Raw genomic sequence first — 26,621 nt, forward strand, 5'->3', positions numbered from 1 at the left:
ATGCCCGAGCTCAGCCATGGCCGCCGCATGCTGGTGCTCGCGATCTGCTGCATGAGCCTGCTGATCGTGAGCCTGGACAACACGGTCCTGAACGTCGCCCTGCCGTCCCTCCAGCGGGAGCTCGACGCGAGCACCTCGGGACTGCAGTGGACCATCGACGCGTACACGCTGGTGCTGGCCTCGCTGCTGATGCTGGCCGGCTCGACCGCCGACCGGATCGGCCGCCGGCGGGTCTTCATGTCCGGCCTGGTGGTCTTCACCCTGGGCTCGCTGCTGTGCTCGCTCGCCCCGGACCTGAGCTGGCTCGTGGTGTTCCGCATGGTGCAGGCGGTGGGCGGGTCGATGCTCAACCCGGTCGCCATGTCGATCATCACCAACACCTTCACCGACCCGCGCGAGCGGGCCCGCGCGATCGGGGTGTGGGGCGCGGTGGTCGGTCTGTCCATGGCCGCCGGGCCGCTGGTCGGCGGGCTGCTGGTGGACTCGGTCGGCTGGCGCTCCATCTTCTGGGTCAACCTGCCGGTGGGCCTCGCCGCGCTGCTGCTGACCTGGCGCTTCGTGCCGGAGTCGCGCGCGCCTCGGGCCCGCCGCCCGGACCCGGCCGGCCAGGTCCTGGTCATCGCCCTGTTCGGCTCCCTCACCTACGCGATCATCGAGGCCCCGCACGGTTCCTGGCTGTCCACGGCCCCCTTCGCGGCGGTCGCCGTGATCGCCCTCCTGGCGCTCCTCCGTTACGAACCGCGCCGCCCGGAGCCGTTGATCGACCTGCGCTTCTTCCGCTCGGCGCCGTTCAGCGGGGCGACGGTGATCGCGGTGAGCGCGTTCGCGGCGCTGGGCGGGTTCCTGTTCCTGTCGACGCTGTACCTGCAGAACGTGCGCGGGCTGAGCGCGATGGAGGCGGGGCTGTGGATGCTGCCGATGGCGGTGCCGACGTTCCTGTGCGCCCCGCTGTCCGGCCGCCTCGTCGGCAGCCGGGGCCCGAGGCTGCCACTGCTGGTCGCGGGCGGCGCGATGACGGTGAGCGGGCTGCTGTTCGCCCTCTTCGAGGCGGAGACGTCGAACGCGACGCTGCTGACGGGCTATGTCCTCTTCGGCGTCGGCTTCGGATTCGTGAATGCGCCGATCACCAACACGGCGGTCTCGGGCATGCCCCTCTCCCAGGCCGGGGTCGCCTCGGCGGTCGCGTCCACCAGCCGGCAGCTGGGCCAGACGCTGGGCGTGGCGGTCCTGGGCGCGGTGCTCGCGGCGGGGGTGGGGGCGTCCTCGTACGCCGACACGTTCGTGACGGCGTCCCGGCCCGGGTGGTGGATCCTGGCGGCGTGCGGCGCGGTGGTTCTGACGCTGGGCGTCGTCACGACGGGGCCGTGGGCCCGGGCAACGGCGGAGCGGGCGGCTCGCCGCTTGAAGGAGGAGCAGCCGTCCCGCCGCACGGAGGTGGGGGCCTGAGGACGCCCCAGCCGGCCGCCGCCGCAGGAGCAGCGCCTGCCCGCTACGGCGCACACACGCCGGCACCCTCTGCAGCGCCGGGTGCGGGTGGTCGGTGGCCGGTCGCGCAGTTCCCCGCGCCCCTGAAGGGCACCGCCGCCACGGCGCCGAAAGCGGCCCGCCGCTGCGGGCAGACAGACACGCCGCCGCTGCGGGCAGTCGTGCCGCTGGGGCGGCACGGGTGGGCGCAGCGGCACCCTCTGCAGCGCCGGGTGCGGGTGGTCGGTGGCCGGTCGCGCAGTTCCCCGCGCCCCTGAAGGGCACCGCCGCCACAGCGCCGAAAGCGGCCCGCCGCTGCGGGCAGACAGACACGCCACCGCTGCGGGCAGTCGTGCCGCTGGGGCGGCACGGGTGGGCGCAGCGGCACCCTCTCCAACGCCGGGTGCGGGTGGTCGGTGGCCGGTCGCGCAGTTCCCCGCGCCCCTGGGAAGGCGCCTTCGCCGTCGGCGTTGGATTGGGGCCGTGGGCGACACCCCGTGCGCGGGTTCCGCGGACCCGCACCTGTTGATGTTGCTTTTGCTGCACACTCGGCGACACCCGTCCGCCGACCGCCGGAGGCACCATGCCCCAGATCGACTCGAGCAAGGTAAGCCGCTGGGACCTGCACGGACGCGAGCACACCGTGCACGTCCACCGCACCGGGGTGCAGCGGACGATCAGATGCGGCACGTGCGGCTGGCGCCGGTCCGCGCAGTTCCTGCCGTGGCTGAAGGCGCAGGAGCACCTGGAGCAGGCCCACCAGGCGACGGTGGACCCGACTGCCGCCTGACCGGGGTCAGGCCCGCAACCCCCGCAGCAGCAGATCCACCGCCGCCGCGAAGTCCGCGTCCGCCTCGGCCCTGTCCCACTCCCCCGCGTACGCGGGATCGTGGAACCGCCCGGTGGCCTGGAACACCGCACGCGCGCTGACCGCGGGGTCCTCGCTGTGGAAGGCCCCGGCAGCCACCCCGTCGGCGACGATCCGCGTCAACTGCTCCGTCAGCTCGTCGATGTGCTCGGCGACCGCGCCCACCTGCTCACCGGCCAGCACGCTGTAGGTGGCGAACAGCTCCGGGTCGTCACCCGCCTTGCGCCGCTTGGCGGTGAAGAGCGCGGCGAGCCAGTCCCGCAGCCGGGTCTCCGGGTCGCGGGACCCGTCGCCGGCTATCCCGTCCAGCGCCTCGGACGTACGGTCCAGCCACCGTTTGGTGACCGCCTCCCGCAGCGCCGCCTTGGTACGGAAGTGACGGTAGACGCTGCCGTGGCTGACGCCGAGGGCGCGGGCCACGTCCACCACGGTGGCCTTCGCGGGCCCGTGCCGGCGCAGCACCTCCTCCGTCGCCTCCAGGATGCGCTCGGCGGTCAGGGTCTCGGTCGCTGCCATGCCTGAACCGTACCCGGCGCCACGGTCACTCCTCGGTGCCGAGGTGTGCCATCTGCTGCTCCGGGTAGCGTGCGCCCGCCGCGGCCCCGGGCGGCACCGCCCGCTCGACGGCCGCGAGGTCGTCCGCGTCCAGCGTCACGTCCAGCGCGCCCAGCGACTCCGTCAGCCGTTCCCGGGTGCGGGCCCCGACCAGCGGCACGATGTCCTCGCCGCGCGACAGCACCCAGGCGATGGCGATCTGCGCGACCGTGACGCCCTTGCGGGCGGCGATCTCGCGCAGCGCGTCGACGAGGCCCAGGTTGTGGCGGAGGTTGTCGCCCTGGAAGCGCGGCGAGTGGGCGCGGAAGTCGTCCGCGGACAGCTCCCGGTCGGCGGTGAAGTGGCCGGAGATCAGCCCGCGCGAGAGCACCCCGTACGCCGTGATCGAGATGCCCAGTTCACGGGTGGCGGGCAGGATCTGGTCCTCCACGGCGCGGGAGATCAGCGAGTACTCGATCTGGAGGTCCGTGATCGGCGCGGTGGCGGCGGCCCGGCGGATCGCGTCGGCGCCGACCTCGCTGAGGCCGATGTGCCGTACGTGTCCCTTCTCGACGAGTTCCGCGATGGCGCCGACGGTCTCCTCGATCGGCACGTCGGGGTCGGCGCGGGAGATGCGGTAGACGTCGATGTGGTCGACGCCCAGGCGCTGGAGGGAGTACGCGGCGAAGTTGCGCACCGCGGCCGGGCGGCCGTCGATCGGGCCCCAGCCGCCGTCCGGGTCACGCAGGGTGCCGAACTTGACGCTGGTGAGGGCCTGTTCGCGCAGTCCGGCGGGGGCGGTGCGCAGCGCCTCGCCGATCAGCAGCTCGTTGTGGCCCATGCCGTAGAAGTCGCCGGTGTCGAGCAGGGTGACGCCGGCGTCCAGGGCGGCGTGGATCGTCGCGATCGCCTCGCCGCGGTCCGCCGAGCCGTACAGCGCGGACATGCCCATGCAGCCGAGCCCCAGGGCGGACACGCTGGGGCCGGTCTTTCCGAGAGGTCGTGTGTGCGTCGTCATGCGTCCACCCTGCCATGACGAATGACAGATATCAATATCTGTCATTCACATAACTGTCACTCGGTTCCGGACCGTACACGGCCCGCACACGCGGAACGCCGGGCCCCGGAGATTCCGGGACCCGGCGTTCGTGCCGGTCAGAAGAGACGGGTCAGCAGCCGACCAGGCGAGCGGCCAAGTAGCCCTCGATCTGGTCGAGGGAGATCCGCTCCTGCTTCATGGTGTCGCGCTCGCGCACGGTCACCGCGTTGTCGTCCAGGGTGTCGAAGTCGACGGTCACGCAGAACGGCGTGCCGATCTCGTCCTGGCGGCGGTAGCGGCGGCCGATGGCGCCGGCGTCGTCGAACTCGATGTTCCAGTTCTGCCGCAGCGCCTGGGCGAGACCCTTGGCCTTCGGGGACAGCTCCGGGTTGCGGGACAGCGGCAGCACCGCGACCTTCACCGGCGCGAGGCGGTGGTCGAGCCGCAGCACGGTGCGCTTCTCCATCTTGCCCTTGGCGTTGGGCGCCTCGTCCTCGACGTAAGCGTCGAGGAGGAAGGCGAGCATCGCCCGGCCGACACCGGCCGCCGGCTCGATGACGTACGGCGTCCAGCGCTCGCCGGCCTCCTGGTCGAAGTAGGAGAGGTCCTGGCCGGAGGCCTTGGAGTGCGCGGACAGGTCGTAGTCGGTGCGGTTGGCGACACCCTCGAGCTCGCCCCACTCGCTGCCGCCGAACTGGAAGCGGTACTCGATGTCAGCGGTGCGCTTGGAGTAGTGGGAGAGCTTCTCCTTCGGGTGCTCGTACCACCGCATGTTCTCCTCGCGCAGGCCGAGACCGGTGTACCAGTTCCAGCGCTGCTCCATCCAGTACTCCTGCCACTGCTCGTCCTCGCCCGGCTTGACGAAGAACTCCATCTCCATCTGCTCGAACTCGCGGGTCCGGAAGATGAAGTTGCCGGGCGTGATCTCGTTGCGGAAGGACTTGCCCATCTGGGCGATGCCGAACGGCGGCTTGCGGCGCGAAGTGGTCTGCACCTGGCCGAAGTTGGTGAAAATACCCTGGGCGGTCTCGGGGCGCAGGTAGGCGATGGAGCCGGAGTCCTGCGTCGGGCCGAGGTGGGTGGAGAGCAGACCCGAGAACTGCTTGGGCTCGGTGAAGGTGCCCTTGTTGCCGCAGTTGGGGCAGCTCAGGTCGGCGAGGCCGTTCTCCGGGGCACGGCCCTTCTTCTCCTCGTACGCCTCCTCCAGGTGGTCCGCGCGGAACCGCTTGTGGCAGGAGGTGCACTCGGTGAGCGGGTCGGTGAACGTCGCGACGTGACCGGAGGCGACCCACACCTCGGGGGCCAGGATGACGGACGAGTCGATACCGACCACGTCCTCGCGCGACGTCACCATGTAGCGCCACCACTGGCGCTTCAGGTTCTCCTTGAGCTCGACACCCAGCGGTCCGTAGTCCCAGGCGGCCTTCGTGCCGCCGTAGATCTCACTACTGGGGAATACGAAGCCACGGCGCTTGCTCAGGCTGACGATGGTGTCGATCTTGTCGGCGGCCACGGTGCTCTCTTCATTACGACGACGGGCGACGAAGCGGAGATGCTTCCAGCGAATGCCTCAGGTTACCGGCGGGGACGGCCCCTCGACCAAATCGGTCCCCTCGGGCGGCCCTCCGCGGGCCCGGCACGGAAGGCTTGTTGACAACGGTTTCCATATCAGCTGAAAATGACTGTCATGAACGTACGACGACGCCACATATCCGCGGTCGCGCTCACCGCGGTCGCCGCCCTCGGGTTCGGCACCCTCACCGCCTGCTCGTCCGACAGCGCCGCCGCGGGCGACACCGGCACGTTCGACGTCGTCGCGTCGTTCTACCCGATGGCCTTCCTCGCCGAGCGGATCGGCGGCGAGCACGTCCACGTCACCAGTCTCACCCAGCCCGGCCAGGAGCCGCACGACCTGGAGATCAGCGCCCGGCAGACCGCGCAGCTCGAGGAGGCGGACGCGGCCCTCTACCTCAAGGGCCTCCAGCCCTCCGTCGACGAGGCCATCGGCCAGTCGCCCATCGCCACGAAGATCGACGCGGCCGAGCTGACCGCGCTGGAGGAGCACGGCACCGAGGCCGGCCACGGCGAGGAGCACGGGGACGGACACGAGGACGAGCACTCCCACGAGGACGAGCACGGACACGACCACGACCACGAGGGCGGCGACCCCCACATCTGGCTCGACCCGGTGAAGTACGCCGAGGTCGCCGAGGGCGTCGGCAAGGCCTTCCAGAAGGCCGACCCGGACCACGCCGCCGACTACCGGAAGAACACGGCGACCCTGGTCAAGGATCTCGAGGCGCTCGACGAGAAGTTCCGCACCGGCCTCACGAACCGCACATCGGACGTCTTCGTCACCACCCACGCCGCCTTCGGCTACCTCGCCGAGCGCTACGGGCTGACCGAGGAGGCCATCAGCGGTCTGGACCCGGACACCGAGCCCAGCGGCGCGCGCGTGAAGGAGCTCCAGAAGATCGCGAAGGACGACGGCGTCACCACCGTCTTCTACGAGACGCTGGTCAGCGACAAGACCGCCAAGACCCTCGCGGGCGACACCGGTCTGAAGACCGACGTGCTCGACCCGGTCGAGGGCATCACCGACCACTCCCGCGGCGAGGACTACTTCCAGGTCATGGAGGCGAACCTCACGGCCCTGCGCACCGCGCTGGGCGCCCGGTGACCCTGACGACGCCACACCGGAGGACGGCATGACCACCGAGCCCGTCATCACCCTGCGGGGGGTGCGCGCCGAACTGGGCTCGCGCCCCGTGCTGCGCGGCATCGACCTCACCGTGCGCCGCGGCGAGGTCGTCGCCCTGCTCGGCGCCAACGGCTCCGGCAAGTCCACCGCCGTCCGCACCGTGATCGGTCAGGTTCCGGTCACCGCCGGGGAGATCGAGCTGTTCGGCGCCGAGCGGCGCCGCTTCCGCGACTGGGCGCGGGTGGGCTACGTGCCGCAGCGCACCACGGCCGCCGGCGGGGTGCCCGCCACGGTCACCGAGGTCGTCTCCTCGGGACGGCTCGCCCGCACCCGCTTCGGTCTGTTCCGCAAGGGCGACCGGGAGGCCGTCCGGCGGTCACTGGAGCTGGTCGGCATGGCGGACCGCGCCAAGGACTCCGTCGACGCCCTGTCCGGCGGCCAGCACCAGCGGGTGCTGATCGCCCGCGCGCTCGCCTCCGCACCGGACCTGCTGATCATGGACGAGCCGATGGCGGGCGTGGACCTGGCCAGCCAGGAGGTTCTCGCCGAGACCCTGCGCACGCAGGTCGACCGGGGCGCCACGGTCCTCCTCGTCCTGCACGAACTCGGGCCGCTGGAGCCCCTGATCGACCGGGCGGTCGTGCTCCGCGACGGCTGTGTGCTGCACGACGGCCCGCCGCCCAAGGCGGTCGGCCAGCACGCCCTGCCCGGCCACGACCACGTACACCCGCACGCACCGGCGGACGCCGGACCGATCCGCACGGGACTGCTGAGCTGATGGAGATCCTCGACTACGCCTTCATGCAGCGGGCGCTCCTCGCCGCCGTCCTGGTCGGCGTCACCGCCCCCGCCGTCGGCGTCTACCTCGTCCAGCGCCGCCAGGCGCTCATGGGCGACGGCATCGGCCACGTCGCGATGACCGGCGTGGGCCTCGGCTTCCTGCTGTCCTGGTCCCCGGTGTGGATGGCCGCCGTGGTCTCCGTCCTCGGCGCCGTCTTCATGGAACTGGTCCGCTGGTACGCCCGGACCCGCGGCGACATCGCCCTCGCGATGCTCTTCTACGGCGGCATGGCCGGCGGCGTCATGTTCATCAACCTCGCGCCCGGCGGCTCCACCTCGAACCTGTCGTCGTTCCTGTTCGGCTCGCTGTCCACGGTCTCCCCGTCCGACGTGACCGCGATCTGCGTGCTGGCCGCGTTCGTGGTGCTGGTCACCGTGGGCCTGCGGCGGCAGCTGTTCGCGGTCAGCCAGGACGAGGAGTTCGCGCGGGTGACGGGTCTGCCGGTGCGGTTCCTGAACCTGCTCACCGCGGTCACGGCCGCGGTCACGGTGTCCGTGGCGATGCGGGTGGTGGGCCTGCTGCTGGTGAGCGCGCTGATGGTGGTGCCGGTCGCGGCGGCCCAGCAGCTCACCCGCAGCTTCGCCGCCACGTTCGCCGTCGCCGTCGCGATCGGCGTCAGCGTGGCCGTCGGCGGCACGGTCACCTCGTACTACCAGGACGTGCCGCCCGGCGCGACGATCGTGCTGCTGACCATCGGCGCCTTCATCCTGCTGACCGCGCTGGCCGCCCCGCTGGCCCGGCGCCGCGCCCGGGCGCTGGCCACCGCGCGGCCCGGGCCCGACCCTGCGGAGTGCTCGATTCCGGCCAGTCGTCCGGCGGACGGCAAGGTCGGCGCCTGACTCGCCGCTGCCCGGACTGGCACAATGGCCCGGGCAGCAGCCAGACGTGAGGAGGCATTCCGGTGACGACCGCAGGACCGCCCGTGAAGGGCCGCGCCACACGGCAGCGTGCCGCCGTGGCGGCGTGCCTTCAGGAGGTCGACGAGTTCCGCAGCGCGCAGGAACTGCACGACATGCTCAAGCACAAGGGCGACTCGGTCGGGCTCACCACGGTCTACCGCACGCTGCAGTCCCTCGCCGACGCCGGTGAGGTCGACGTCCTGCGCACCGCCGACGGCGAGTCCGTGTACCGCCGCTGCTCCACCGGCGACCATCACCACCACCTGGTGTGCCGCAACTGCGGCAAGGCCGTCGAGGTCGAGGGCCCGGCCGTGGAGAAGTGGGCCGAGGCCATCGCCGCCGAGCACGGCTACGTCAACGTGGCCCACACGGTGGAGATCTTCGGCACCTGCGCGGACTGCGCGGCCGCGTAGCCCGCGGACGTCCCACGCGGGGCCCCGCGCCCGGGGGCGCGGGGCGCGTTCGGGAAGCGGCCGGCTTCCACGCCGAGGGCGGGTGGTCGGCGCACTGAGGGCGGCGCTCGGTGTCCGCGCCGAGGCGCGCGATTCATGCCCGCAGGTGGGCGGGAAGCGTGCCGTGGGGAGTCGCTTCGCGCACCGGGGGGCATCCCCGCGCGGCGAGCCCGGCGAGGGCCGGCGCGCCGGGCGCGGCGCCCGCCGGGAACGCGGCGACGGCCGCGGCGGTCCCGCGCCACCGGCACGTCCCCCTAGCCCGCCGGCGCGAACGACGGGAACAGCGCGTTGCCCGTCACCAGCGCGCAGAACACCTTGCCCAGGGTCAGGAAGCTCACCGCGTCCACCGCGCCCGCGATCACCGTGAGGACGGTCATGGCGGCGGTGCGCCGCACCTCGGACGGGGGCAGGCCGGACATACGGCCGGCCTGGCCAGGGCGGCCGCGCCCGCCCGGCAGCAGCCGTGCGACACGCGGCCGAGGAGCACGCCCGGCGCAGGGCGGCCCCGCGCGGGCCGGGTCAGGGCTGGCGGCCCTCCATGGCCAGCAGCTCCTCATTGGGGATGGCACCGCCGAACCGGCGGTCACGGGAGGCGAACTCCAGGCACGCCCGCCACAGGTCGCGCCGGTCGAAGTCCGGCCACAGCACGTCCTGGAAGACCAGCTCGGCGTAGGCGCTCTGCCACAGCAGGTAGTTGGAGGTGCGCTGCTCACCGCTCGGCCGCAGGAACAGGTCCACGTCCGGCATGTCCGGGTAGTACAGGTACTTCCGCAGCGTCTTCTCGTCGACCTTCGACGGGTCCAGGCGGCCCGCCTTCACGTCCTCGGCCAGCGCCTGCGCGGCGTCGGCGATCTCCGCGCGGCCGCCGTAGTTCATGCAGAAGTACAGGGTGAGCCGGTCGTTGTCCTTGGTCTGCTCCTGGGCGATCTGGAGCTCCTTGGCGACGGACTTCCACAGCTTGGGCATACGGCCCACCCAGCGGACCCGGATGCCGAGTTCGTCGAGCTGGTCCCGGGTCTTGCGGATGAAGTCCCGGTTGAAGTTCATCAGGAAGCGCACCTCGTCCGGCGACCGCTTCCAGTTCTCGGTGGAGAAGGCGTACAGCGAGATGGCGCCCACGCCCATCTCGATGCCGCCCTGGAGCACGTCCAGCACCCGCTCGGCGCCGACCTTGTGCCCCTCGGTGCGGGGCAGGCCCCGCTGCTTCGCCCAGCGCCCGTTGCCGTCCATGACGATCGCCACGTGGTTGGGGACGAGTTCCCCGGGGAGCTTCGGGGGCCGCGCGCCGGAGGGGTGCGGTTCCGGGGTCCTGTACTCCCGGCGCTGCCGCCCCAGGAATCCGCGTACGGCCATGTGTCTCTCGTCTCCTCGTGCTGACGGGGGTTCTTACTGCTTCTCGACGTACCGGAGCGAGCGCAGCCCGCGCTCCAGATGCCAGTGGAGGTAGGCGGACACGAGCCCGCTTCCCTCCCGGACGTACCGCGCCTCGCACGCGTCCGCCGTGGCCCAGTCTCCCGTGAGCAGCGCGCCCAGGAGTTCGAGGGCCTGCGGCGAGGGTACGACGCTCCCGGGGACGCGGCAGTCGGCGCATACGGTTCCGCCCGACGCGACCGAGAAGAACCGGTTCGGTCCCGGCATGCCGCACTTCGCGCAGTCCGTGAAGCTGGGCGCGTAGCCGTTGACCGCGAGAGAGCGCAGCAGGAAGGCGTCGAGGACCAGGTGCGGGGCGTGCTCGCCCCGGGCGAGGGTGCGCAGTCCGCCGACGAGCAGCAGGTACTGCTGGACGGCCGGCTCGCCCTCGTGGTCGGTGAACCGCTCGGCGGTCTCCAGCATGGCCGTGCCGGCGGTGTAGCGCCCGTAGTCGGTGACGATGCCGCCGCCGTAGGGCGCGATCGTCTCGCTCTGCGTGCACAGCGGCAGGCCGCGTCCGACGAGCTCGCTGCCCTTGGCGAAGAACTGCACGTCCACGTGCGAGAAGGGTTCCAGGCGCGCCCCGAACTTCGACTTGGTCCGGCGCACGCCCCTCGCCACGGCACGGACCCGTCCGTGACCGCGGGTGAGCAGGGTGATGATCCGGTCCGCCTCACCCAGTTTCTGGGTGCGCAGCACGATGCCGTCGTCGCGGAACAGACTCATGGCAGCCATTGTCGCGCACGTTCACGGCACCTCGCCGCGGCTCCTGGCGTCGGCGTACGCGGTGGCCGCGCCCAGCCGTTCCTCGGCCGTCGCGTGCCGCACGGCCCGGGGGTCGGCGTCCCACTCCCGTCCGCCGCCGTACGGCCGCAGCTGCACGTAGGGGCCCTCGTGCCCCATGACGATGCCCAGCCGCTCGGCGCGGGCGTCCACGACGTACGCGCCGACGGGCGGATTCACCGCACCACCGCCGCGCCGGACGCCTCCCGCGATTCCTTCACCACGTCCTCCGCTTCTCCGGCGCCACGCCGGCTGTTGTCCGGAGACCGTGATTCCCATCCCTCACCCATGTCACGCTTCACGTCACACGCGTGACGCAGGGTGTCTGTGCGTCGGGTTCTGCGCATCGGGTCCTGTGCAAACGGACGATATGCCGATGACGCCGAAGGCGTGACGTTTCCGCGGAGGTGCAACCGGGGAGCGCGGCCCCGCTCTCCTCCCCTGCGAACCGACACTCCTTCGGTGAGGAGAGCGACATGACCGCGACCGCTTTCGAGTACGGCCCGAATCCTTCCGCCGCCGGGCAGCCGGGCAGCGACTACCTGCTGGCCCCGCCGGACCCGGCCACCCGCGTCGGCTCCCCCATCGACCCGCGCGACCGGCGCCGCCTCGACCTGCACGCCGCCCTGACCGCCGCCGGCATCCCGCCGCGTCCCGAGGACCGCGAGGCCATCGAGCACCTGAGCGCCCTGTCCGCCGGGATCAACAGCACCATCCAGCGCTGGCTCCGGCACACCCTGTAGAGGGGGTCAGCCGGCGCCCGGTGCGACCAGCCCCGACTCGTAGGCCACGACGACCAGTTGGGCCCGGTCGCGGGCGCCGAGCTTGCCCATGGTGCGGCTCACGTGGGTCTTCGCGGTGAGCGGGCTGAGCCCCAGTTTCTCGGCGATCTCCGTGTTGTTGAGGCCGCGCGCGACCAGCGTCAGCACCTCCCGCTCCCGGTCGGAGAGGCAGTCGGGGCCGGCGGTGACCGGCGCCGCAGCGGGACCGCGCAGGAAGCGGGCGATCAGCCGGGCCGTGGGTCCGGGGGACAGCAGCGCCTCACCGGCGGCCACCGTGCGGATGGCGTCGAGGAGTTCGGCGGGCCGGGTGTCCTTCACCAGGAACCCGGACGCCCCGGCGCGCAGCGCGTCCACGATGTTCTCGTCCGTGTCGTAGGTGGTGAGGACGAGCACCTTCACCCCCGCCAGGTCGTCGTCGGCGGCGATCAGGCGCGTCGCCTCGATGCCGTCGAGGTCCGGCATGCGGATGTCCATGACGACGAGGTCGGCCCGCTCGCTGCGGGCGAGTTCGACGGCCTGCCGGCCGGTGGCGGCCTGCCCGACGACCTCCATGTCGGGCGCCGACTCGACGAGCATCGCGAACGCCTCCCGCACCAGGGTCTGGTCGTCGGCGAGCAGCACACGGACGGTCATCGGGCCCGTCCCTCCCGGGTCGCGTCGGTCAGAGGCAGGACGGCGGTCACCCGGAAGCCCCCGCCCTCGCGGGGACCGGCCTCCAGCGTGCCGCCCACGCTGCGGGCCCGCTCCCGCATGCCGACGAGCCCGAACCCGGGGGTGCCGGCGGGGTCGGGCCCGGTGCCGTCGTCGGTGACGCCGATGTGCAGCACCCCGTCCCGGTCGCTCACGTCGACGCGTACGACGGGCTCCGGACCGGCGTGCCGGACCACGTTGGTCAGCGCCTCCTGAACCACGCGGTACGCGGCCGCCCCGACCGCGGGCGGCACCGGCTCGGCCACCCGCACGCGGTGCTCCACGCGGGCCCCGGCCAGCCGCGCGGCCCCGACCAGGTCGGGCAGTCCGTCAAGACCGGCGAGCGGGCCCCGCGCGTCCTCGGGGCCGCCGCTGTCCCGCAGCACCTCGAGCGTGGCGCGCAGTTCACCGCGCGCGGTGCGGCAGGTGCCGGCGATGTCGTCGAGGGCCTTCGCCACGGCCGCCCGGTCCAGTCGGTCGGGGTCGGCGGCCAGGACGTGCGCCGCGACGGACGTCTGCACCCCGATGAGCGTGATGCTGTGGGCGAGCAGGTCGTGCAGGTCACGCGCCATGCGCAGCCGCTCCTCGGCGACCCGGCGGCGCGCCTCCTCCTCCCGGGTCCGCTCCGCCCGTTCCGCGCGTTCGACGATCGCGGCGACGTACTGCCGGTAGTAGCGGACGTCGAGGCCCAGGAAGAGGACGGCGACGACCCAGCCGGTGATGCGGACGAGTTCCGTGAACCCGTCGGGGTTGGTGAGGGCGTTCACGGTGAGGGTGGTGCCGATGACGGCGGTGCCGATCAGCAGCGTCCGGCGCGGGGTGCCCGTCGCGGCGACCGTGTAGAGCACCACCAGGGTCGCGGCCACGGGCGCCCCGTGGTGGTTGTCCAGGGCGTGGTACGGCACGACCGCGGCCAGCACCGCCAGCAGCACCGGCAGCGGCCGCCTCCGCCGCCAGGCCAGCGGCACATGGGCCGCGAGCAGCAGCACCCAGCCGAGCGCGTCGGGCCGGCGGCCGTCATCGGTCAGCAGCGCCAGCGCGAGGCCCAGGACGGCGACGCACGCGGCGAGCACCGCGTCGTTGCGGACGGCGTGCGGGCGGGTCAGGGGGTCGCGGCTGAGGACGGTGATGATGCCGTTTCTCGTACGGGAGTCCGCCGTGCGTGACGTCCGGGGTTCCGTGGACCTCGGGTCCGTACGCCCGGAGGCCGGGGTCGCGGAACCGCGGTCACGGGAGTCCTCGGTCCGGGCGGGTTCGGCTGCCTGTGCTGTCGTCGGGTGCACGGGGTCCATCCTCGGGGAGGAGGGCGCCCCTCCGGGAGGGAGGGGCGCCCTGTCACGGTCGTACGGGCGGATCACACCGGCTCCGGCTGCCGCTCACCGCGTTCCGGCTCCGGCGTGCGGGACAGCGCGCCCGGCCACCACATCCGGCGGCCCAGCAGCACACTCGCCGTGGTGACCAGATAGGTGCGGACCAGGAAGGTGTCGAGGAGCACACCGACGGCGATGACGAAGCCGAGTTCGACCATCGCGACCAGGGGGAGGGTGGTGAGCACCGCGAACGTCGCGGCGAGCACGACGCCCGCGGAGGCGATGACGCCGCCCGTGGTGCGCAGCGCGGTGAGGGCGGCCGTGTCGGGTTCGGCGCCGTTCAGGGACTCCTCCCGCATGCGGTGCATGAGGAAGATGCCGTAGTCGACGCCGAGGGCCACCAGGAACACGAAGGACAGCAGCCCGATCCCGGGGTCGGTGCCGGCGAAGCCGAGCAGCGGCCCGAAGACCAGCCCGCCGATGCCGAGCGCCGCGCCCCAGACGGCGACCACCGCGCCGAGCAGCAGCAGCGGGGCGACGAGGCTGCGCAGCAGGACGACCAGGATCAGGAACACGGCGGCCAGCACCAGCGGCACGATGACCGCGCGGTCCCGCGCCTCGCTGCGGGCGAGGTCGAGCCGCTCCGCGCTGGGCCCGCCGACATGGGCGCCGGTGCCGTCGAGCGTGTCGCGCAGGGCCTCGATGGTGCGGGTCTCCCCCGCCGACTCCGGCGGTGCGGTGGCGAACACGGTGATCTCGGCCCAGGTGTCGCCGGCCCGTCCCGCGGCGGCCTCGGCGACGCCCTCCGTCCCCCGGACCCGCTCCACGACCTCGTCGGCGTCCCCGGCGGGCGCGATCACGCTGATCGGCTGGGCGCCGCGCCCCGGGTACTCCTCCGCCAGGGTTCGCATCGCGCTGACGGACTCGGGCCGTTCGGTGAAGGCGTCCTCCTGCCGGAGGTCGCCGCCCAGGTTGAGCGCGCCCAGGGCGAGCGCGCCGAGGAGCACCGCGCCGCCGGTCAGGACGGCAGCGGGCCGGCGGGTGGCGGACGTGCCCATGGCGGCGAACAGGGACCGCCGTGCCTTCGGCGTACTGCCGTAGGCCGGGATCAGCGGCCAGAACACGCGCCGCCCGAGCAGCACCAGGACGGCGGGGAGCAGCGTCGTCATCGCGACCAGTGCGGCGAGCACCCCGACCATGCCGACGGGGCCCATGCCGCTGCTGCTGTTGAGGTCGGCGGCGAGCAGGCACAGCAGTCCGGCGGCGACCGTGCCGGAGGAGGCCAGCACGGCGGGACCGCAGCCGCGCAGGGCGGCCCGCATGGCGTCGTACGGCCGCTCGTGGCGGCGGAGTTCCTCGCGGTAGCGGGAGACCAGCAGCAGCGCGTAGTCGGTCCCGGCGCCGAGCACGAGGACGGTCATGATGCCGCCGCTCTGTCCGGTGATCGTGATGCCGAACAGCTCGTGCGTGCCGTACGCGGCGGCCATCGCCAGGACGGTCGCGGCGCCCGCCACGGCGAGCGGCACCAGCCACAGGAACGGGCTGCGGTAGATCAGCACCAGCAGCACGGTGACCACGCCGAGCGTGGCCGTCAGCAGCGTGCCGTCGATGGTCTCGAACACCTCGTCCATGTCGGCGCCGACCGCCCCGGGCCCGCCGACCTCGGCGCTCAGTCCGCCCGTCCCCCCGACGGCCTCCCGCACCCCGTCGACGAAGGCGAGCTGCGCCTCCTCGTCCTGCCCGGGCCGCGTGCTGGAGACCGGGTACATCAGCGTGCTGCCGTCCGCGGAGGGAACGCCCCGCGGCACGTCCGACAGCTCGAAGTCCCGCTCCACCTCGGCGATCTGCGCGGCGGCCGTCTCCCGGTCGGCGGCGGTCAGCCCTCCGTCGCGGTGGTAGACCACCACCAGGTCGGTGGACTCGCCGCCGGGCAGCTCGTCCTGGACGCGCGCCACCTGCGTCGAGTCGGCGCCCTCGGGCAGGTAGTCCACCGCCCGGTTCTGCTGCACGTCGGCGAACTTGCCCGCGAGCGGCAGGAGCAGCACCAGCGCCGCCACCCACAGTCCCGCCACCGCCCAGGGCACGGCCCGCCTCCCCTGTGTGCCCCTCTTGACTGGCCCCATGGCCTCTGCTCCCCTCCGGTCCGGTCGTCTGGATACGCTGTCCAGCCTTCCGGCGGCGGGGAGCCGGCACGTCCGGCGTGAGACCGAGACGGCGGGTACTGCGACGGGCGGCCGGAGGCCGGCCGTTACTCCCCCGGGAGTAGCGGCGAGGTCCCGCGGGAGGTCAGCCCCGGTCGACCATCCAGGTGCCGTCCTCCTCGTCGTCCACCCGGACCTCCAGCTCCCGCAGGCTCATGCCGGCCTCCCACAGCTCACGGAAGCGCTTCATCCGGTCGTGCACATGGTCCTGACGGGCGATCAGCCGGGTCCGGATGTTGACGTCGCGCAGGTCCTGGTCGATCTCGAAGGACACGGCCTCGTCGTAGACGATGAAGTCGTTGGTGGTGCCGCGCAGCAGATGCGGCGGCAGCTCCGGCAGGACGGCCACGCGCACCTCGATGTGCAGCACCTCCTGCTCCTCGCACAGCCGCAGCAGCCGGTCGTCCAGCTCGCGCGCACTCTCCAGCAGGAACAGCCGGCGCACCGGGACGCCCTGCTCGATCGCCTCGGCCTGGGCGTGCAGATAGCGGCTGGCGGGCTCGCTGTTCCAGAACGTCCGGTCGACGGAGGTACTGGTGGCGCAGATCGACTTCTCCGCGGCCCGGGTGAGGGTGAGCATCCAGTCGTGGTTCTCGCCCGGGCACTCCGCGGTGAGCGTGGTGAGGTCGCTCAGGTGCCCGATCACCCGCTGCATCTCCAGCCGGACGAAGGTGGAGAGGATCGGCACGCCGGGCGAGAGGACCTCGGCGAAGTTGGCGGCCAGGTCGGACACGGATCCGATCCGCACCAGGGACGGCGCCGGCGGTTCGGGCTCCGCCGGTCGCGGCGGGGGGACCAGGCGTGTCTCGACGAGCTGCTTCATGTCCTCGGTGTGCCGGGTCAGCCCGTGCCGGAGTTCGTCGTAGCGCCGTAAGCCGCCGCGCACGGTATCGGCGGTCTCCGCCAGCAGGCTCTCCGCGCGCCGGGCCCGTTCCTCGGCGGCCCGGTCCGGGACCAGCACGAGGTGCTGGACGGCGACGGCGGCGACGGCGACCAGGGCGGCGGCGCCGAGCTGCCGTACCGCGCCGTCCTCCGGGCTGAGCAGCGCGGCGAGGCCCCACGCGAGCACTCCGGCGGCCAGGCCCACCAGCAGCCTGCGCCGCCACGGGACGGGGTCGGGATGCTCGGCCGGGCCTGCGGACCGGGTGGAGTCCAGGGCGCCGGGCGTCCCCGCAGTCCGCTCCGCGGGGTGTTCGGGTGTGTCCACCGCGCCCGGCGGGCCGGCCGTGTCGTCGGGCTGCGGTGTCTGTGCCGTGCTCATCTCGCTTCTCCCCCCGTTGGGAAACACGTCGGTTCGGGATGCGGAATGTGCGTGGGGGTCCGGACGCGGCCGCCCACGGCTGGTGGGCGTCTCGCGGGCAGGGGTCGGGGACGCGTCAGGACGCGGGCTCCACCTCCCGGCGCACGGGCGGGATCGCGTGCAGGGTGAGCTGGTCGCGGACGCGCTGCACGAGGGCGAGCCACTGCCGGGTGAACCCGGGCCGCTCCTCCAGCGCCTCCCACAGCGGGGCCAGCTCACCGGACACACGGGCCCGCGGCATCCACAGGTGCAGCAGATGGTCGACGGCCGGCCGCAACGCCCGCACCACCGGCGGGAGTCCGCCGTCCGGTGCCGAAGGGGGCCAGGGTCCGGGCGCGGCCGGGCCGAGGCGGATGCCGTCGAGGACGCGGACCAGGGTGGTCAGCAGCCAGTCGTGCAGGGCCAGGTCGTCGCAGAGCCCGGCCAGGTCGGCGGCGGGGATGTCCTCCGGCACGCGCAGCCGTACGGTGCGCAGCTCGTCCTCGGCGAGGGTGAACCGCTCCAGGGCCGGCGCCTCGCCCGGGGGTGCGGTCAGCGCGACCCAGCGCAGCCGGGTCTGCCGGGACCTCAGCGGCGGACGCTGGTCGAGCAGCGGGTGCCGCAGCAGCCGGGTGAGCAGTCCTGCCGCGATCAGCCCCACGTCGAGGTCGCCGTGGCGTCCGCCGTCGAGCAGTCCGGCGGCGACCGCGTCGCAGGGCAGTTTTCCCAGCGGCTCGACCACTCCGGGCCGCACCAGGTAGTCGCCCCAGGGACGGCGGTGGTCGGGCCCGGAGGCGGGAAGCGTGAAGTACGCGGAGGTCTGCAGCACACGTCCCTCGGTGAGCGAGGCCCGCGCGGCGACCGTGCCGACGGCGCGGACCCGGGCGCCGTTGGCGCTGGGCAGCGGGCAGTCGACGCCGGTGAGGGTGTCCGGGGAACGGCCGTACAGGTTGGGGCGCTCGGACACCAGGACCCGCTCGTCGGCGCGCAGCCGCAGCAGCTGGGCGGCGGCGCGGCTGTCGAGGGCCTGCCCGGCGGGCAGCAGGCAGGTGCGGACCTCGCCGCAGGCCAGCACCGTGCGCGGCACGCCGGTGTCGGGCGCCGCGCCGGGGGCCGGCCTGGTCGCGGCCGGCATCTCAGGTCTCCTCGCAGAAGACGTAGGAGACGCGGTCGGCGACCGGGCCGGGGACGGGCACGCCTTCGCCGGCGGACCGCTCGGCGACCTGGCGCAGGGCGTCCCGGTCCACGTCCGTCTGGTCGAGGACGACCCGCACGGCGTGCTCGACGGGCAGGAAGCGGCTGGGCAGCACCGAGCAGGTGCGGTAGGCGGCGAACGGGTCCGCCCGCGCGCTGAGCCGGACCAGTGGCGGCAGGTCGTCCCAGTCGTCGGGGAACGCGCCGGTGTGCGGCTGCGGGTCGAACACGGGCTCGCCCTGATGGCGCAGCAGCCCGAGGCGGGCGAGCTGCCACACGGCGGCCAGGAAGGGGCAGGACCACAGGCGTTCGCCGTCGGGCGTCTCGTTCCACAACTCGACGTCGAGGAACACGGAGTGGCGGCGGGCCGCGGTCTCGCGGGGCGGCTCCCAGGCGGTGGCCCTCCGCATCGCCTGCGGGGCGCGGACGGCGGGGCTGCGCACGCCGTTGGCGAGCCAGCCGGTCTGCGCGGCGGGCGGCCGGTTGCCGTGACTGCCGGGCGGCGGTTCCTCGACGATCCGCGCGGCCACCGCCTCCGCGACGGGGATCTTCCCGCTGACGGCGCAGGCGGACTCGCGGGCGAGGTAGTCGACGGCGAGCCCGGCGCGCTCGGCCTCCGCCAGCAGCATCGGGACGACCTCGGCGGGGCTCGCGAACCGGGTGAAGTAGTCGTCGATCAGGAAGCAGGTGCTGATCCGGGCGCGCCGCCCGCCTGCCCGGTCGGCGGCGAAGGCCCGGGCGGCCTCCGCCCAGGGACGGACCCGCGCGAAGTGCCGGCGCAGATGCTCCGGCCCCGCCTCGAAGTCCTCCATGTACAGGTGCCCGAGCTCCAGGGAGAGGTGGGACAGGGGCACCGCCTGGGTGCGGGGTTCGGCGGTGGTCTCACGGAACACCGCTTCGGTCATGGCAGCCCCCAGTACGCGTCGTCGGTGAGCCGCCGGGCGATTTCCTCGAGCGCCTCCAGCGTCTCCTTGTTGGCGATCTGGGTGGCGAGGACGTCCTCCTCGGTGATCAGCTGCTCCCGCCATTGCAGGATCGGCTCCAGCGGCACGGTGCCGAGCACCACGCTGTCGCCGATGTGCTGGTCGGAGGCGAGCCGGCGGAGCGCCCGGTTGCAGGACTGCATCCAGGCGGCCTGGGCGGGCGAGCCCTGCGCCCACATGGCCGACTCCGGGTCGGGCACGGCGGCCCGCACGAAGCGGACGCTGCCCTGGAGGGTCTCCTCGTCGTGCCCGCGGTCGACGCCGCTGCGGAGGATGCCGTTCTCCTTGTGCACCAGGCCCGCGGCGGCGATGACGTGCTGCCGGGTCCAGCGGTGGAACACCAGCCAGCGGTAGGCAACATGGCGCAGCTGCGGGTGCGCGGTGGCCGCGAGGACGAGGTCGACGGCGTAGCTGCGGCCGGCGCTGAGGTCGACCATGACCAGGTCGAACTCGCTGTTGAGCCGCAGCAGCAGGTCGACGCAGCGCTCCAGCGCCTCCTCGCCGGTGGCGAACTCGCCGCCGCCCGCGTCGCCGGGGTAGAGGACGAGCCGCCCGGACTGGTTCTGCCGGGTGCGCAGCACCGGGTGCTCGGTGTGCCGCCAGATGTCGATGCTGGCCGGTTCGGTGACCTCGCCCTCCAGGTAGGAGTGCAGGCCGCTCTCCGCGGTGCCGCGCAGGGCGCTGGGCACGTCGAAGACGGCGGCGGCGGTGGGCGAGCCGAAGTCGAAGTCGACGTAGGCGACGTGGTCGCCGACGAGGGCGCGCTGGTAGGCCAGGTTGGCGCTGGTGACCGAGCGGCCCGTGCCTCCCTTGTCGGAGGCCGCGAAGACGAGCACGGCTCAGCCCTCCTGCGCGGCGGCGTCCCGGGCCTGGGCCAGGGTGTCGAGCTCCCGCAGGACGGGCAGGGCGAGCGCGAAGGCGGTCGCGGGGCGCTCGTCGACCAGACCGCGGGCGTGGTCCAGCCGGTTCTCCATGCTCCGCATCGCCCGGGCGCGGCTGCCGTCGTCGCCGGTGGACGCCTCGAGCTGCTCCCTGCCGAACAGGTGCGTGGCCTCGCTGAGCAGGTCCCGGGCCAGGTCGGCCAGGTCGGGGCTGCGGATGGGCTCCTGCTCGTAGAGGTTGCGGGCGGCGACCAGGCACTCGGTGACGCGTTCGGTGACGCTCCAGGACAGGCGGAGGTTGGCGGCCTCGGCGTCCGGGAAGACGGCGCGCACGTCGTCCCAGAGGCCGGCGCCGTGGCCGTCCTCGATCCTGCGGCTCCACAGGTGCTCGAAGGTCTGCTCGGCGAGGCGCAGCAGCCGGTCCTGCGCCTCGATGTTCCGGGACAGCTCGGCGAGCTGCACGGTCCGCTTGAGCAGCTGGGCGGAGAAGTCGGTCATCCGCCACTGGAGCCGTGACCCGGAGCGCTCGGACCCGGCGAGCGGCATCAGCACGCCCGGGTCGTGCAGCCGGACGACCGGGTCGTTCCTGGTCATGCGGCTGGTGACGCGGCCGCGGTCGGCGAGCCGCTCCATGATGGAGACGGTCCGGGTGAGGTCGTCGTCGGTGGCCCTGCGGCGCACCAGGTCGTGGACGAGGATGGCCGCGACGGTGAGGGAGAAGTACTCGGACTCGAGCCGCAGTCCGGTGGTCTGCCAGGGCAGGTCCTCCAGGGGCCAGCGCTCGGTGCCGAAGCGGGCGACGGCCGACCAGTACTGCTGGCTCAGCTCCCAGCGCAGCCGCAGCGCCTCGGCGAGTTTCTGCTGGTCGGCGTCGAGCAGTCCGAGGGTGAGGGTGCGCTCGGAGAAGAGGTCCTGGATGCCGTCGAGGGCGACGACGGTGAAGTACACGTAGGGCAGCCGGTCGGCGATGCCGTCGGGCTGGCCGGGCACCGGGGCGTCGAGGTCGGTGACCTTGGGGGCGTCCTTGACGACGCCCCAGGCCCAGCCGCACTCGAAGAGCTGGCTCTCGTCGCGGATGGACTCGTCGACCTCGATGCCGCGGCTGAGGCTCTCGATGATGGTGGCGCGCAGCGGCCGGAAGCGGCGTGCGAACTGCTGGAGGACGGCCCGGTCGGAGTGCCGGTTCTGGCCGATGACCTGGATGAGCCGCCGGCCCTGCTCGGACTCGGCGTCGAAGACGTTGACCGCGAAGGAGCGCAGCAGGCTGACCATGGCGGCGGTGAGCCGCAGATTGGTGGCGTCGCGGAGTTCGGCGAGCGCCCGGCGCACTTCGGGGCGGGTGGTGCTGTTCTCGTAGACCTTGAGGAAGCCGAGGGTCGCCAGGCAGAGCGTGACGGACATGGAGTAGGAGTCGACGACGCCTAACTTGCCCTGTTCATAAGTCAGTTCGCCTTCGGGGTCGACGGTCTTGAAGTACGGTCCGCCGGCGAAGGCGGGGGCGTCGTCGGGGCCGGTGTGGGTGCGCATGAACTGGGTCAGCGCGGTGATCAGGTTGGGCGGGATCTCCAGCCGGCTGCCGACGCGCTCCAGCGCCTGGAGCACGTCCCGTTCGGTGGTGTCGGGCTGGTCCAGGCGGAACGAGGGGATCTCGGTGGCCGGGTACAGCAGGCAGAGCAGCCGCTCGGCGTCCGCGACACTGCTCAGCCCGTCGGTGTCCCCCCACACGAGCTTGCCGTCGTCGAACGAGTGGCGGGCCGCGGCCCGCCAGATGTCCAGCAGATGCTGGCGTGGCTTGATCTGCATCCCCCTACCCCTCGTACAGACCGTGTGCAGACATGGTCCCCGTTCCTACGTGTCCGCAATCGCCGAATTCCGCCGTCCCAGGGCGAGAATGATGCCCTCGTGGCCCTCGCGCACCATGTGGTGCAGATCGTGGATCTCCAGGTCGTCGGCCCAGTCGCACAGGCTCTCGCGGACCTGTTCCTCGTTGACCCGGTAGGCCGGATAGCGATGGTCGCCGACCTGGTAGCCGACGGACTCCTTCATGAAGGCGGTGGCGAACGGCGCGCCTTCGGTCAGCGCGCCCATGAAGCAGGTGACGCCGCGGCGGAACTCGTCGGGGCACTCGGACATGGAGTCGGCGACGAAGAACATGGTGCCGATGTCCCAGCGGCGCTGGCCGTCGAGGTCGAGGAGGTTGGCGCGCTCGACCCGGACGATCTCGCCGAACCGGCCTCGGGGTTCGACGGCGGCGTAGGCGGGGTGCTCGCGCAACTGGTCCCAGAAGGGGTCCCAGACGGTGTCGAACCCGGCGGGGGACGCCTGCTTCTCCAGGTACTCCACGTTCGGCTGCGCGTACTCCAGGAGCAGGACCTTCTCGCACCAGGGCAGCATGGACAGCGCCGGGTAGAGATTGGCTCCGGCGCCGACGTCGACGCCGCGGCCCGTACGCGGGACGCCGCCCTCGAAGCACTTGCCGAAGTAGTCGCGCATCAGCCGCACGATCAGCAGATCGACCTCGAGGGGGCTGCGGTAGTTGGCGTCGACGTAGGCCTCAGGATCGAACTTCGACCACGGGGCGTCGGCGTTACGGTCCATCATCACCCTGCCGCGTTCCATTCAGTGTCGGACAAGACCGTGTGCCCTGTCTGCGCCGTTCCGCTGAACGTCGGCAGGTGAAGCAGCATCTCCGGTTCTCGCACGGTAGGCCTAAGCAGCACGCGGAGACAGCCAGGAACACGCCGTTCCTCGTCGACGGGCGCACGGAAGGCGCACGCCGGTTGTCCGTGCACCCCTGAACTCGCCCTTGCACGCGGTGAGTTGACGGCTCACTCTAACCAGAGACGCCACCGGCCGCCACCGGAAGCAGTAATCCCTTCCGGGTGAACGCCGGTGTCTTCGCGTTGACGCATCCGCATGTCCCGACTGGGGGGTGGCATGACCGCCGAACCGCTGGAGCGCACCCTGGAGCGGCGCGGGCGACTCGCGGGACCCGAGGGGTTCCCGGGGCCCGGGCGCCTGGTCCTGAGGGGGGCCCTCGAGTCCGATCTGCCCGAGCTGCGCCGGCTCGACGAGGAGGTGTTCCAGGAGGTCGCCTATCCCGCCTTCCTGCTCCGCCAGCTGTACGACGTCTACGCCGAACACTTCCTGGTGCTGGACGACGGCGCGGGCGGACTGCGCGGGTACGTCCTGGCCGCGACCGCCGCGTTCAGCCGGGACAGCTGGATCCTCGGCCTGTGCGTGACCGAGGGGGACCGCCGGCACGGGCTGGGCCGGGAACTGATGACGGAGATCCTTCAGCGGCTCCGCCGGGACGGCACCGAGACGGTGCGGCTGACGGTCGAACCCGCCAACCGCGCCGCGATCCTGCTCTACCGCTCCCTCGGCTTCGGCCCGGAGGAGCCGGACGGTGGCCTGCGCAGGGACTACTTCGGACCCGGCGAACACCGGAGGATCATGCGACTGGAGCTGTGCTAGCGCGCTTCCCTCAGGACGGGGTCCGCGGTACGCGGGATCCGCGGTACGCGGGGTCTACGCGGGTCCGCTGCACGCGGGGCGGGACGGGACGGCGCCCGACCGGCTCGGGCCGAGTCGGCACAGCGTCCGACGGGCACGGCACGGTTCAGGACGGCGTCCGTGCCGCCGCCAGGAGGCGGCCGACGTCGTCGGTGCAGATGGTGAGGGCCGCGCCCACCGTGGCGAGGGCGTCCCGTTCCGCGGGGGTGTACGGGCCGTCGGCCAGGGCGATCCGCGCGCCCTGGAGCAGGATCGAGTCACGGCCGGGCGCGGCCAGGTGCGGGGCCAGCGGGTCCAGCGCCTCGTGCAGTTCGATGGACAGCCCCGCCACGCAGGGCTCGCCGCTGAACCGGCCGGTGTCCTCCTCCAGCGCCTCGACCAGCGCGGCGAGCTGCTCCTCCGTGCAGTCCTCGAAGCCGGCCGCGCGCACCCCGGCGGCGGCGGTCTCCAGGGCGGCGCGGGAGCAGGTGCCGCCCGCGGCGAGCACGGCGAGGGCGACGGTGTGGACGGCGTCCCGCAGCATCGCGGAGAAGCGGGTGGTGGTGGGGTGGTCCAGCACGTCGGTGCCGAAGTGGCCGCGGCAGGCGGCGCACTCCACGGTCGGCGCGCACACCCCGCGCGGCAGCACGGGCACGCCCAGCACGGTGAACCGGCGGCGTCCGGTGAGCCGCTGGTAGTTGCGGTCGCCGCCGCAGTGCGGGCAGAAGAACTCCCCGTCGCCGACGGCGGTCCACGCGGTGCGGGTGCCGACCAGGCGGCGCGCACGCCGGGTGGCAGCGGTACGGCCGTCGGGTCCCCGTTCTGGCAGCACGTCGCACCTCCATCAACGCCACACAGCTCCGTCGCCGCGCTTGCGTGATGTTAGCCACATCCGGGAGGCGGAGTCAGTACCCGGGACGAGACCTTTCCGTGACCCTCACAGCTATTGGCCGGTAACCGACGCCGGGCCCCGCCCGCCGGTGACGGCGGACGGGGCCCGGATCGACCCCGACCGGCTGATCAGCGGGCCGCGCGGTTGACGGCGGAGACGACCGCCTTCAGCGAGGCGCGGGTGGTGTTGGCGTCGATGCCGATGCCCCACAGCACCTTGTCGCCGATGGCGCACTCGATGTACGAGGCGGCCTGCGCGGAGGCGCCCTCGCTCATGGTGTGCTCCTGGTAGTCCAGCAGGCGTACGTCGATGCCGATGCCCTGCAGGGCGTGGAAAAAGGCCGAGATCGGGCCGTTGCCGGTGCCGACCAGGGTGGTCTCCTGGCCGTCGACCGTGGCCTGGACGGTGAGGGTGTCCACGCCGTCGTGGTCGGTGGTGCTCTGGCCGCCGGCGACCTGGATACGGCCCCAGGGGTTGTCCGGGTTCGGCAGGTACTCGTCCTGGAAGACCGTCCAGATGTCGGCCGGGGTGATCTCGCCGCCCTCGGCGTCCGTCTTGGCCTGGATGATCTTCGAGAACTCGATCTGCATCCGGCGCGGCAGTTCCAGCTTGTGGTCGTTCTTCAGGACGTATGCCACACCGCCCTTGCCGGACTGCGAGTTGACCCGGATGACCGCCTCGTAGGAACGGCCGACGTCCTTGGGGTCGATGGGCAGGTACGGGACGGCCCACTCGATGTCGTCGACGGTGACGCCCTTGGCCTTCGCGTCGGCCTCCATGGCGTCGAAGCCCTTCTTGATGGCGTCCTGGTGGGAGCCGGAGAAGGACGTGTAGACCAGGTCGCCCACGTACGGGTGGCGCGGGTGGACCTCCATCTGGTTGCAGTACTCCCACGTACGGCGGATCTCGTCGATGCCGGAGAAGTCGATCTGCGGGTCGACGCCCTGCGAGAACATGTTCATGCCCAGGGTGACCAGGTCGACGTTGCCGGTGCGCTCACCCTGGCCGAACAGACAGCCCTCGACGCGGTCGGCGCCCGCCATCAGCGCCAGCTCGGCGGCGGCGACGGCGGTGCCGCGGTCGTTGTGCGGGTGGACGGACAGGCAGACGTACTCGCGCCGGGAGAGGTTGCGGTGCATCCACTCGAAGCGGTCGGCGTGCGTGGACGGCGTCGAACGCTCCACGGTGGCGGGCAGGTTGAGGATGATCTCGCGGCCGGGACCGGGCTGGTAGACGTCCATCACCGCCTCGCAGACCTCCAGCGCGAAGTCCAGCTCGGTGTCGGTGAAGATCTCCGGGCTGTACTGGTAGCCGAACTCGGTCTCGGGGCCCAGCAGCTTCTCCGCGTACTCCATCACCAGACGGGTGCCGTCGACGGCGATCTGCTTGATGTCGTCCTTGGAGCCCCGGAAGACCACGCGGCGGAAGACGGGCGCGGTGGCGTTGTACAGGTGGACCGTGGCGCGCTTGGCGCCCTTCAGGGACTCCACCGTGCGCTCGATCAGGTCCTCGCGGGCCTGGGTCAGCACGGAGATGGTGACGTCGTCCGGGATCGCGTCCGGGTCCTCGATGATGGAGCGGACGAAGTCGTAGTCGGTCTGGCCGGAGGCGGGGAAGCCGACCTCGATCTCCTTGTAGCCCATCCGTACCAGCAGGTCGAACATCGTGCGCTTGCGCACGGGCGACATGGGGTCGATCAGGGCCTGGTTGCCGTCACGCAGGTCGGTGGAGAGCCAGCGGGGCGCTGCGGTGATCCGCTTCTCGGGCCAGGTGCGGTCGCGGAGGTCGACCTGCTCGTACCGGCCGTACTTGTGGATCGGCATGGGGCTGTGCTGCTGGCGGTTCGCCATGATGCGGGAGCTCCTCGATGGTCCGCGGAATGTCCTGGGGACGGCCGACGGCGCAGCGCCATACTCCGCGGGG

General features: G+C 72.6%; 26 protein-coding genes. 8 read left to right on the forward strand and 18 right to left on the reverse strand.

Annotation, left to right across the window (positions count from 1 at the left end; translation table 11 throughout):
- Together MTR79_RS27290 and MTR79_RS27295 are read left to right on the forward strand one after the other, a co-directional pair.
- Entirely contained in the window at positions 1 to 1,446 is a 1,446-nt protein-coding gene (locus MTR79_RS27290) for an MFS transporter (protein ID WP_244792169.1), read from the forward strand.
- Between the two features lie 601 nt (positions 1,447 to 2,047).
- The gene (locus MTR79_RS27295) at positions 2,048 to 2,254 is read left to right on the forward strand and encodes a hypothetical protein (RefSeq protein ID WP_048457538.1); all 207 of its coding nucleotides are present in this window, start codon (positions 2,048 to 2,050) and stop codon (positions 2,252 to 2,254) included.
- Positions 2,255 to 2,260: 6 nt separating this feature from the next.
- Here the strand turns inward: MTR79_RS27295 and MTR79_RS27300 are convergent, their stop codons facing one another.
- From MTR79_RS27300 to MTR79_RS27310, 3 genes are all read right to left on the reverse strand, one after another.
- The gene (locus tag MTR79_RS27300; RefSeq protein WP_189365934.1) at positions 2,261 to 2,848 is read right to left on the reverse strand and encodes a TetR family transcriptional regulator; all 588 of its coding nucleotides are present in this window, start codon (positions 2,846 to 2,848) and stop codon (positions 2,261 to 2,263) included.
- Positions 2,849 to 2,873: 25 nt separating this feature from the next.
- A complete protein-coding gene (locus MTR79_RS27305) occupies positions 2,874 to 3,884 on the reverse strand; it encodes an aldo/keto reductase (RefSeq protein ID WP_244792170.1) in 1,011 nt (336 codons plus the stop codon).
- A gap of 151 nt (positions 3,885 to 4,035) precedes the next feature.
- Complete coding sequence (locus MTR79_RS27310) at positions 4,036 to 5,418, reverse strand: glycine--tRNA ligase (RefSeq protein WP_086702904.1); 1,383 nt, start codon at positions 5,416 to 5,418, stop codon at positions 4,036 to 4,038.
- A gap of 174 nt (positions 5,419 to 5,592) precedes the next feature.
- Here MTR79_RS27310 and MTR79_RS27315 point away from each other — a divergent pair, with 174 nt between their 5' ends.
- From MTR79_RS27315 to MTR79_RS27330, 4 genes are all read left to right on the forward strand, one after another.
- Positions 5,593 to 6,585 carry a metal ABC transporter substrate-binding protein gene (locus MTR79_RS27315; RefSeq protein ID WP_086702902.1) on the forward strand — a complete coding sequence of 331 codons (993 nt, stop codon included), beginning with the start codon at positions 5,593 to 5,595 and terminating at the stop codon, positions 6,583 to 6,585.
- Positions 6,586 to 6,613: 28 nt separating this feature from the next.
- Positions 6,614 to 7,384, forward strand: coding sequence for a metal ABC transporter ATP-binding protein (locus tag MTR79_RS27320; protein WP_048457533.1), 771 nt, complete (start codon positions 6,614 to 6,616; stop codon positions 7,382 to 7,384).
- Complete coding sequence (locus MTR79_RS27325; protein ID WP_086702901.1) at positions 7,384 to 8,286, forward strand: metal ABC transporter permease; 903 nt, start codon at positions 7,384 to 7,386, stop codon at positions 8,284 to 8,286. Before MTR79_RS27320 ends, MTR79_RS27325 begins: the two co-directional genes overlap by 1 nt.
- A gap of 62 nt (positions 8,287 to 8,348) precedes the next feature.
- Positions 8,349 to 8,759 (forward strand): Fur family transcriptional regulator, encoded by a 411-nt coding sequence (locus MTR79_RS27330; protein ID WP_048457531.1) that lies wholly within the window; start codon positions 8,349 to 8,351, stop codon positions 8,757 to 8,759.
- Positions 8,760 to 9,052: 293 nt separating this feature from the next.
- On the opposite strand, the gene MTR79_RS27335 is transcribed toward MTR79_RS27330, so the two are convergent.
- From MTR79_RS27335 to MTR79_RS27350, 4 genes are all read right to left on the reverse strand, one after another.
- The gene (locus MTR79_RS27335; RefSeq protein ID WP_244792171.1) at positions 9,053 to 9,217 is read right to left on the reverse strand and encodes a DUF1275 family protein; all 165 of its coding nucleotides are present in this window, start codon (positions 9,215 to 9,217) and stop codon (positions 9,053 to 9,055) included.
- Between the two features lie 100 nt (positions 9,218 to 9,317).
- Positions 9,318 to 10,151, reverse strand: a complete 834-nt coding sequence (locus MTR79_RS27340) for an isoprenyl transferase (RefSeq protein WP_048457530.1) — start codon at positions 10,149 to 10,151, stop codon at positions 9,318 to 9,320.
- A gap of 33 nt (positions 10,152 to 10,184) precedes the next feature.
- Entirely contained in the window at positions 10,185 to 10,934 is a 750-nt protein-coding gene (recO, locus tag MTR79_RS27345) for a DNA repair protein RecO (protein ID WP_086702896.1), read from the reverse strand.
- Positions 10,935 to 10,955: 21 nt separating this feature from the next.
- Positions 10,956 to 11,171 carry a hypothetical protein gene (locus MTR79_RS27350; protein WP_048457529.1) on the reverse strand — a complete coding sequence of 72 codons (216 nt, stop codon included), beginning with the start codon at positions 11,169 to 11,171 and terminating at the stop codon, positions 10,956 to 10,958.
- 296 nt (positions 11,172 to 11,467) lie between these two features.
- Between MTR79_RS27350 and MTR79_RS27355 the strand changes: the two genes are divergently transcribed.
- Positions 11,468 to 11,734 carry a hypothetical protein gene (locus MTR79_RS27355; protein ID WP_122217211.1) on the forward strand — a complete coding sequence of 89 codons (267 nt, stop codon included), beginning with the start codon at positions 11,468 to 11,470 and terminating at the stop codon, positions 11,732 to 11,734.
- A gap of 6 nt (positions 11,735 to 11,740) precedes the next feature.
- Here the strand turns inward: MTR79_RS27355 and MTR79_RS27360 are convergent, their stop codons facing one another.
- From MTR79_RS27360 to MTR79_RS27400, 9 genes are all read right to left on the reverse strand, one after another.
- Entirely contained in the window at positions 11,741 to 12,406 is a 666-nt protein-coding gene (locus MTR79_RS27360) for a response regulator transcription factor (RefSeq protein ID WP_086702893.1), read from the reverse strand.
- The gene (locus MTR79_RS27365; protein WP_244793314.1) at positions 12,403 to 13,596 is read right to left on the reverse strand and encodes a histidine kinase; all 1,194 of its coding nucleotides are present in this window, start codon (positions 13,594 to 13,596) and stop codon (positions 12,403 to 12,405) included. The genes MTR79_RS27360 and MTR79_RS27365 overlap by 4 nt, the downstream gene beginning before the upstream one ends.
- A 221-nt stretch (positions 13,597 to 13,817) precedes the next feature.
- Entirely contained in the window at positions 13,818 to 15,896 is a 2,079-nt protein-coding gene (locus tag MTR79_RS27370) for an MMPL family transporter (RefSeq protein WP_086702889.1), read from the reverse strand.
- A gap of 163 nt (positions 15,897 to 16,059) precedes the next feature.
- Positions 16,060 to 17,235 carry a hypothetical protein gene (locus MTR79_RS27375; protein ID WP_244792172.1) on the reverse strand — a complete coding sequence of 392 codons (1,176 nt, stop codon included), beginning with the start codon at positions 17,233 to 17,235 and terminating at the stop codon, positions 16,060 to 16,062.
- Positions 17,236 to 17,350: 115 nt separating this feature from the next.
- Positions 17,351 to 18,388, reverse strand: a complete 1,038-nt coding sequence (locus tag MTR79_RS27380) for an SCO2521 family protein (protein WP_244792173.1) — start codon at positions 18,386 to 18,388, stop codon at positions 17,351 to 17,353.
- Position 18,389: 1 nt separating this feature from the next.
- On the reverse strand, positions 18,390 to 19,352 hold the full coding sequence (locus MTR79_RS27385; protein ID WP_189365928.1) for an SCO2522 family protein: 963 nt from the start codon (positions 19,350 to 19,352) through the stop codon (positions 18,390 to 18,392).
- Entirely contained in the window at positions 19,349 to 20,266 is a 918-nt protein-coding gene (locus MTR79_RS27390; RefSeq protein WP_048457522.1) for an SCO2523 family variant P-loop protein, read from the reverse strand. Before MTR79_RS27390 ends, MTR79_RS27385 begins: the two co-directional genes overlap by 4 nt.
- Before the next feature lie 3 nt (positions 20,267 to 20,269).
- On the reverse strand, positions 20,270 to 22,114 hold the full coding sequence (locus MTR79_RS27395; RefSeq protein WP_156700414.1) for an SCO2524 family protein: 1,845 nt from the start codon (positions 22,112 to 22,114) through the stop codon (positions 20,270 to 20,272).
- A 45-nt stretch (positions 22,115 to 22,159) separates the two neighbouring features.
- Positions 22,160 to 22,912, reverse strand: a complete 753-nt coding sequence (locus MTR79_RS27400) for an SCO2525 family SAM-dependent methyltransferase (RefSeq protein ID WP_189365926.1) — start codon at positions 22,910 to 22,912, stop codon at positions 22,160 to 22,162.
- A 336-nt stretch (positions 22,913 to 23,248) separates the two neighbouring features.
- On the opposite strand from MTR79_RS27400, the gene MTR79_RS27405 reads away from it, so the two are divergent.
- Positions 23,249 to 23,788 carry an N-acetyltransferase gene (locus tag MTR79_RS27405; protein WP_086700703.1) on the forward strand — a complete coding sequence of 180 codons (540 nt, stop codon included), beginning with the start codon at positions 23,249 to 23,251 and terminating at the stop codon, positions 23,786 to 23,788.
- 145 nt (positions 23,789 to 23,933) lie between these two features.
- Here the strand turns inward: MTR79_RS27405 and MTR79_RS27410 are convergent, their stop codons facing one another.
- The gene (locus MTR79_RS27410) at positions 23,934 to 24,638 is read right to left on the reverse strand and encodes a TerB family tellurite resistance protein (protein WP_086700702.1); all 705 of its coding nucleotides are present in this window, start codon (positions 24,636 to 24,638) and stop codon (positions 23,934 to 23,936) included.
- Between the two features lie 188 nt (positions 24,639 to 24,826).
- The gene (gene leuA / locus MTR79_RS27415; RefSeq protein WP_244792174.1) at positions 24,827 to 26,548 is read right to left on the reverse strand and encodes a 2-isopropylmalate synthase; all 1,722 of its coding nucleotides are present in this window, start codon (positions 26,546 to 26,548) and stop codon (positions 24,827 to 24,829) included.
- Between the last annotated feature and the right edge of the window lie 73 nt (positions 26,549 to 26,621).

Origin of the sequence: Streptomyces sp. BJ20, assembly GCF_022869105.1 — a bacterium.
Lineage (GTDB): Bacteria > Actinomycetota > Actinomycetes > Streptomycetales > Streptomycetaceae > Streptomyces > Streptomyces griseoincarnatus.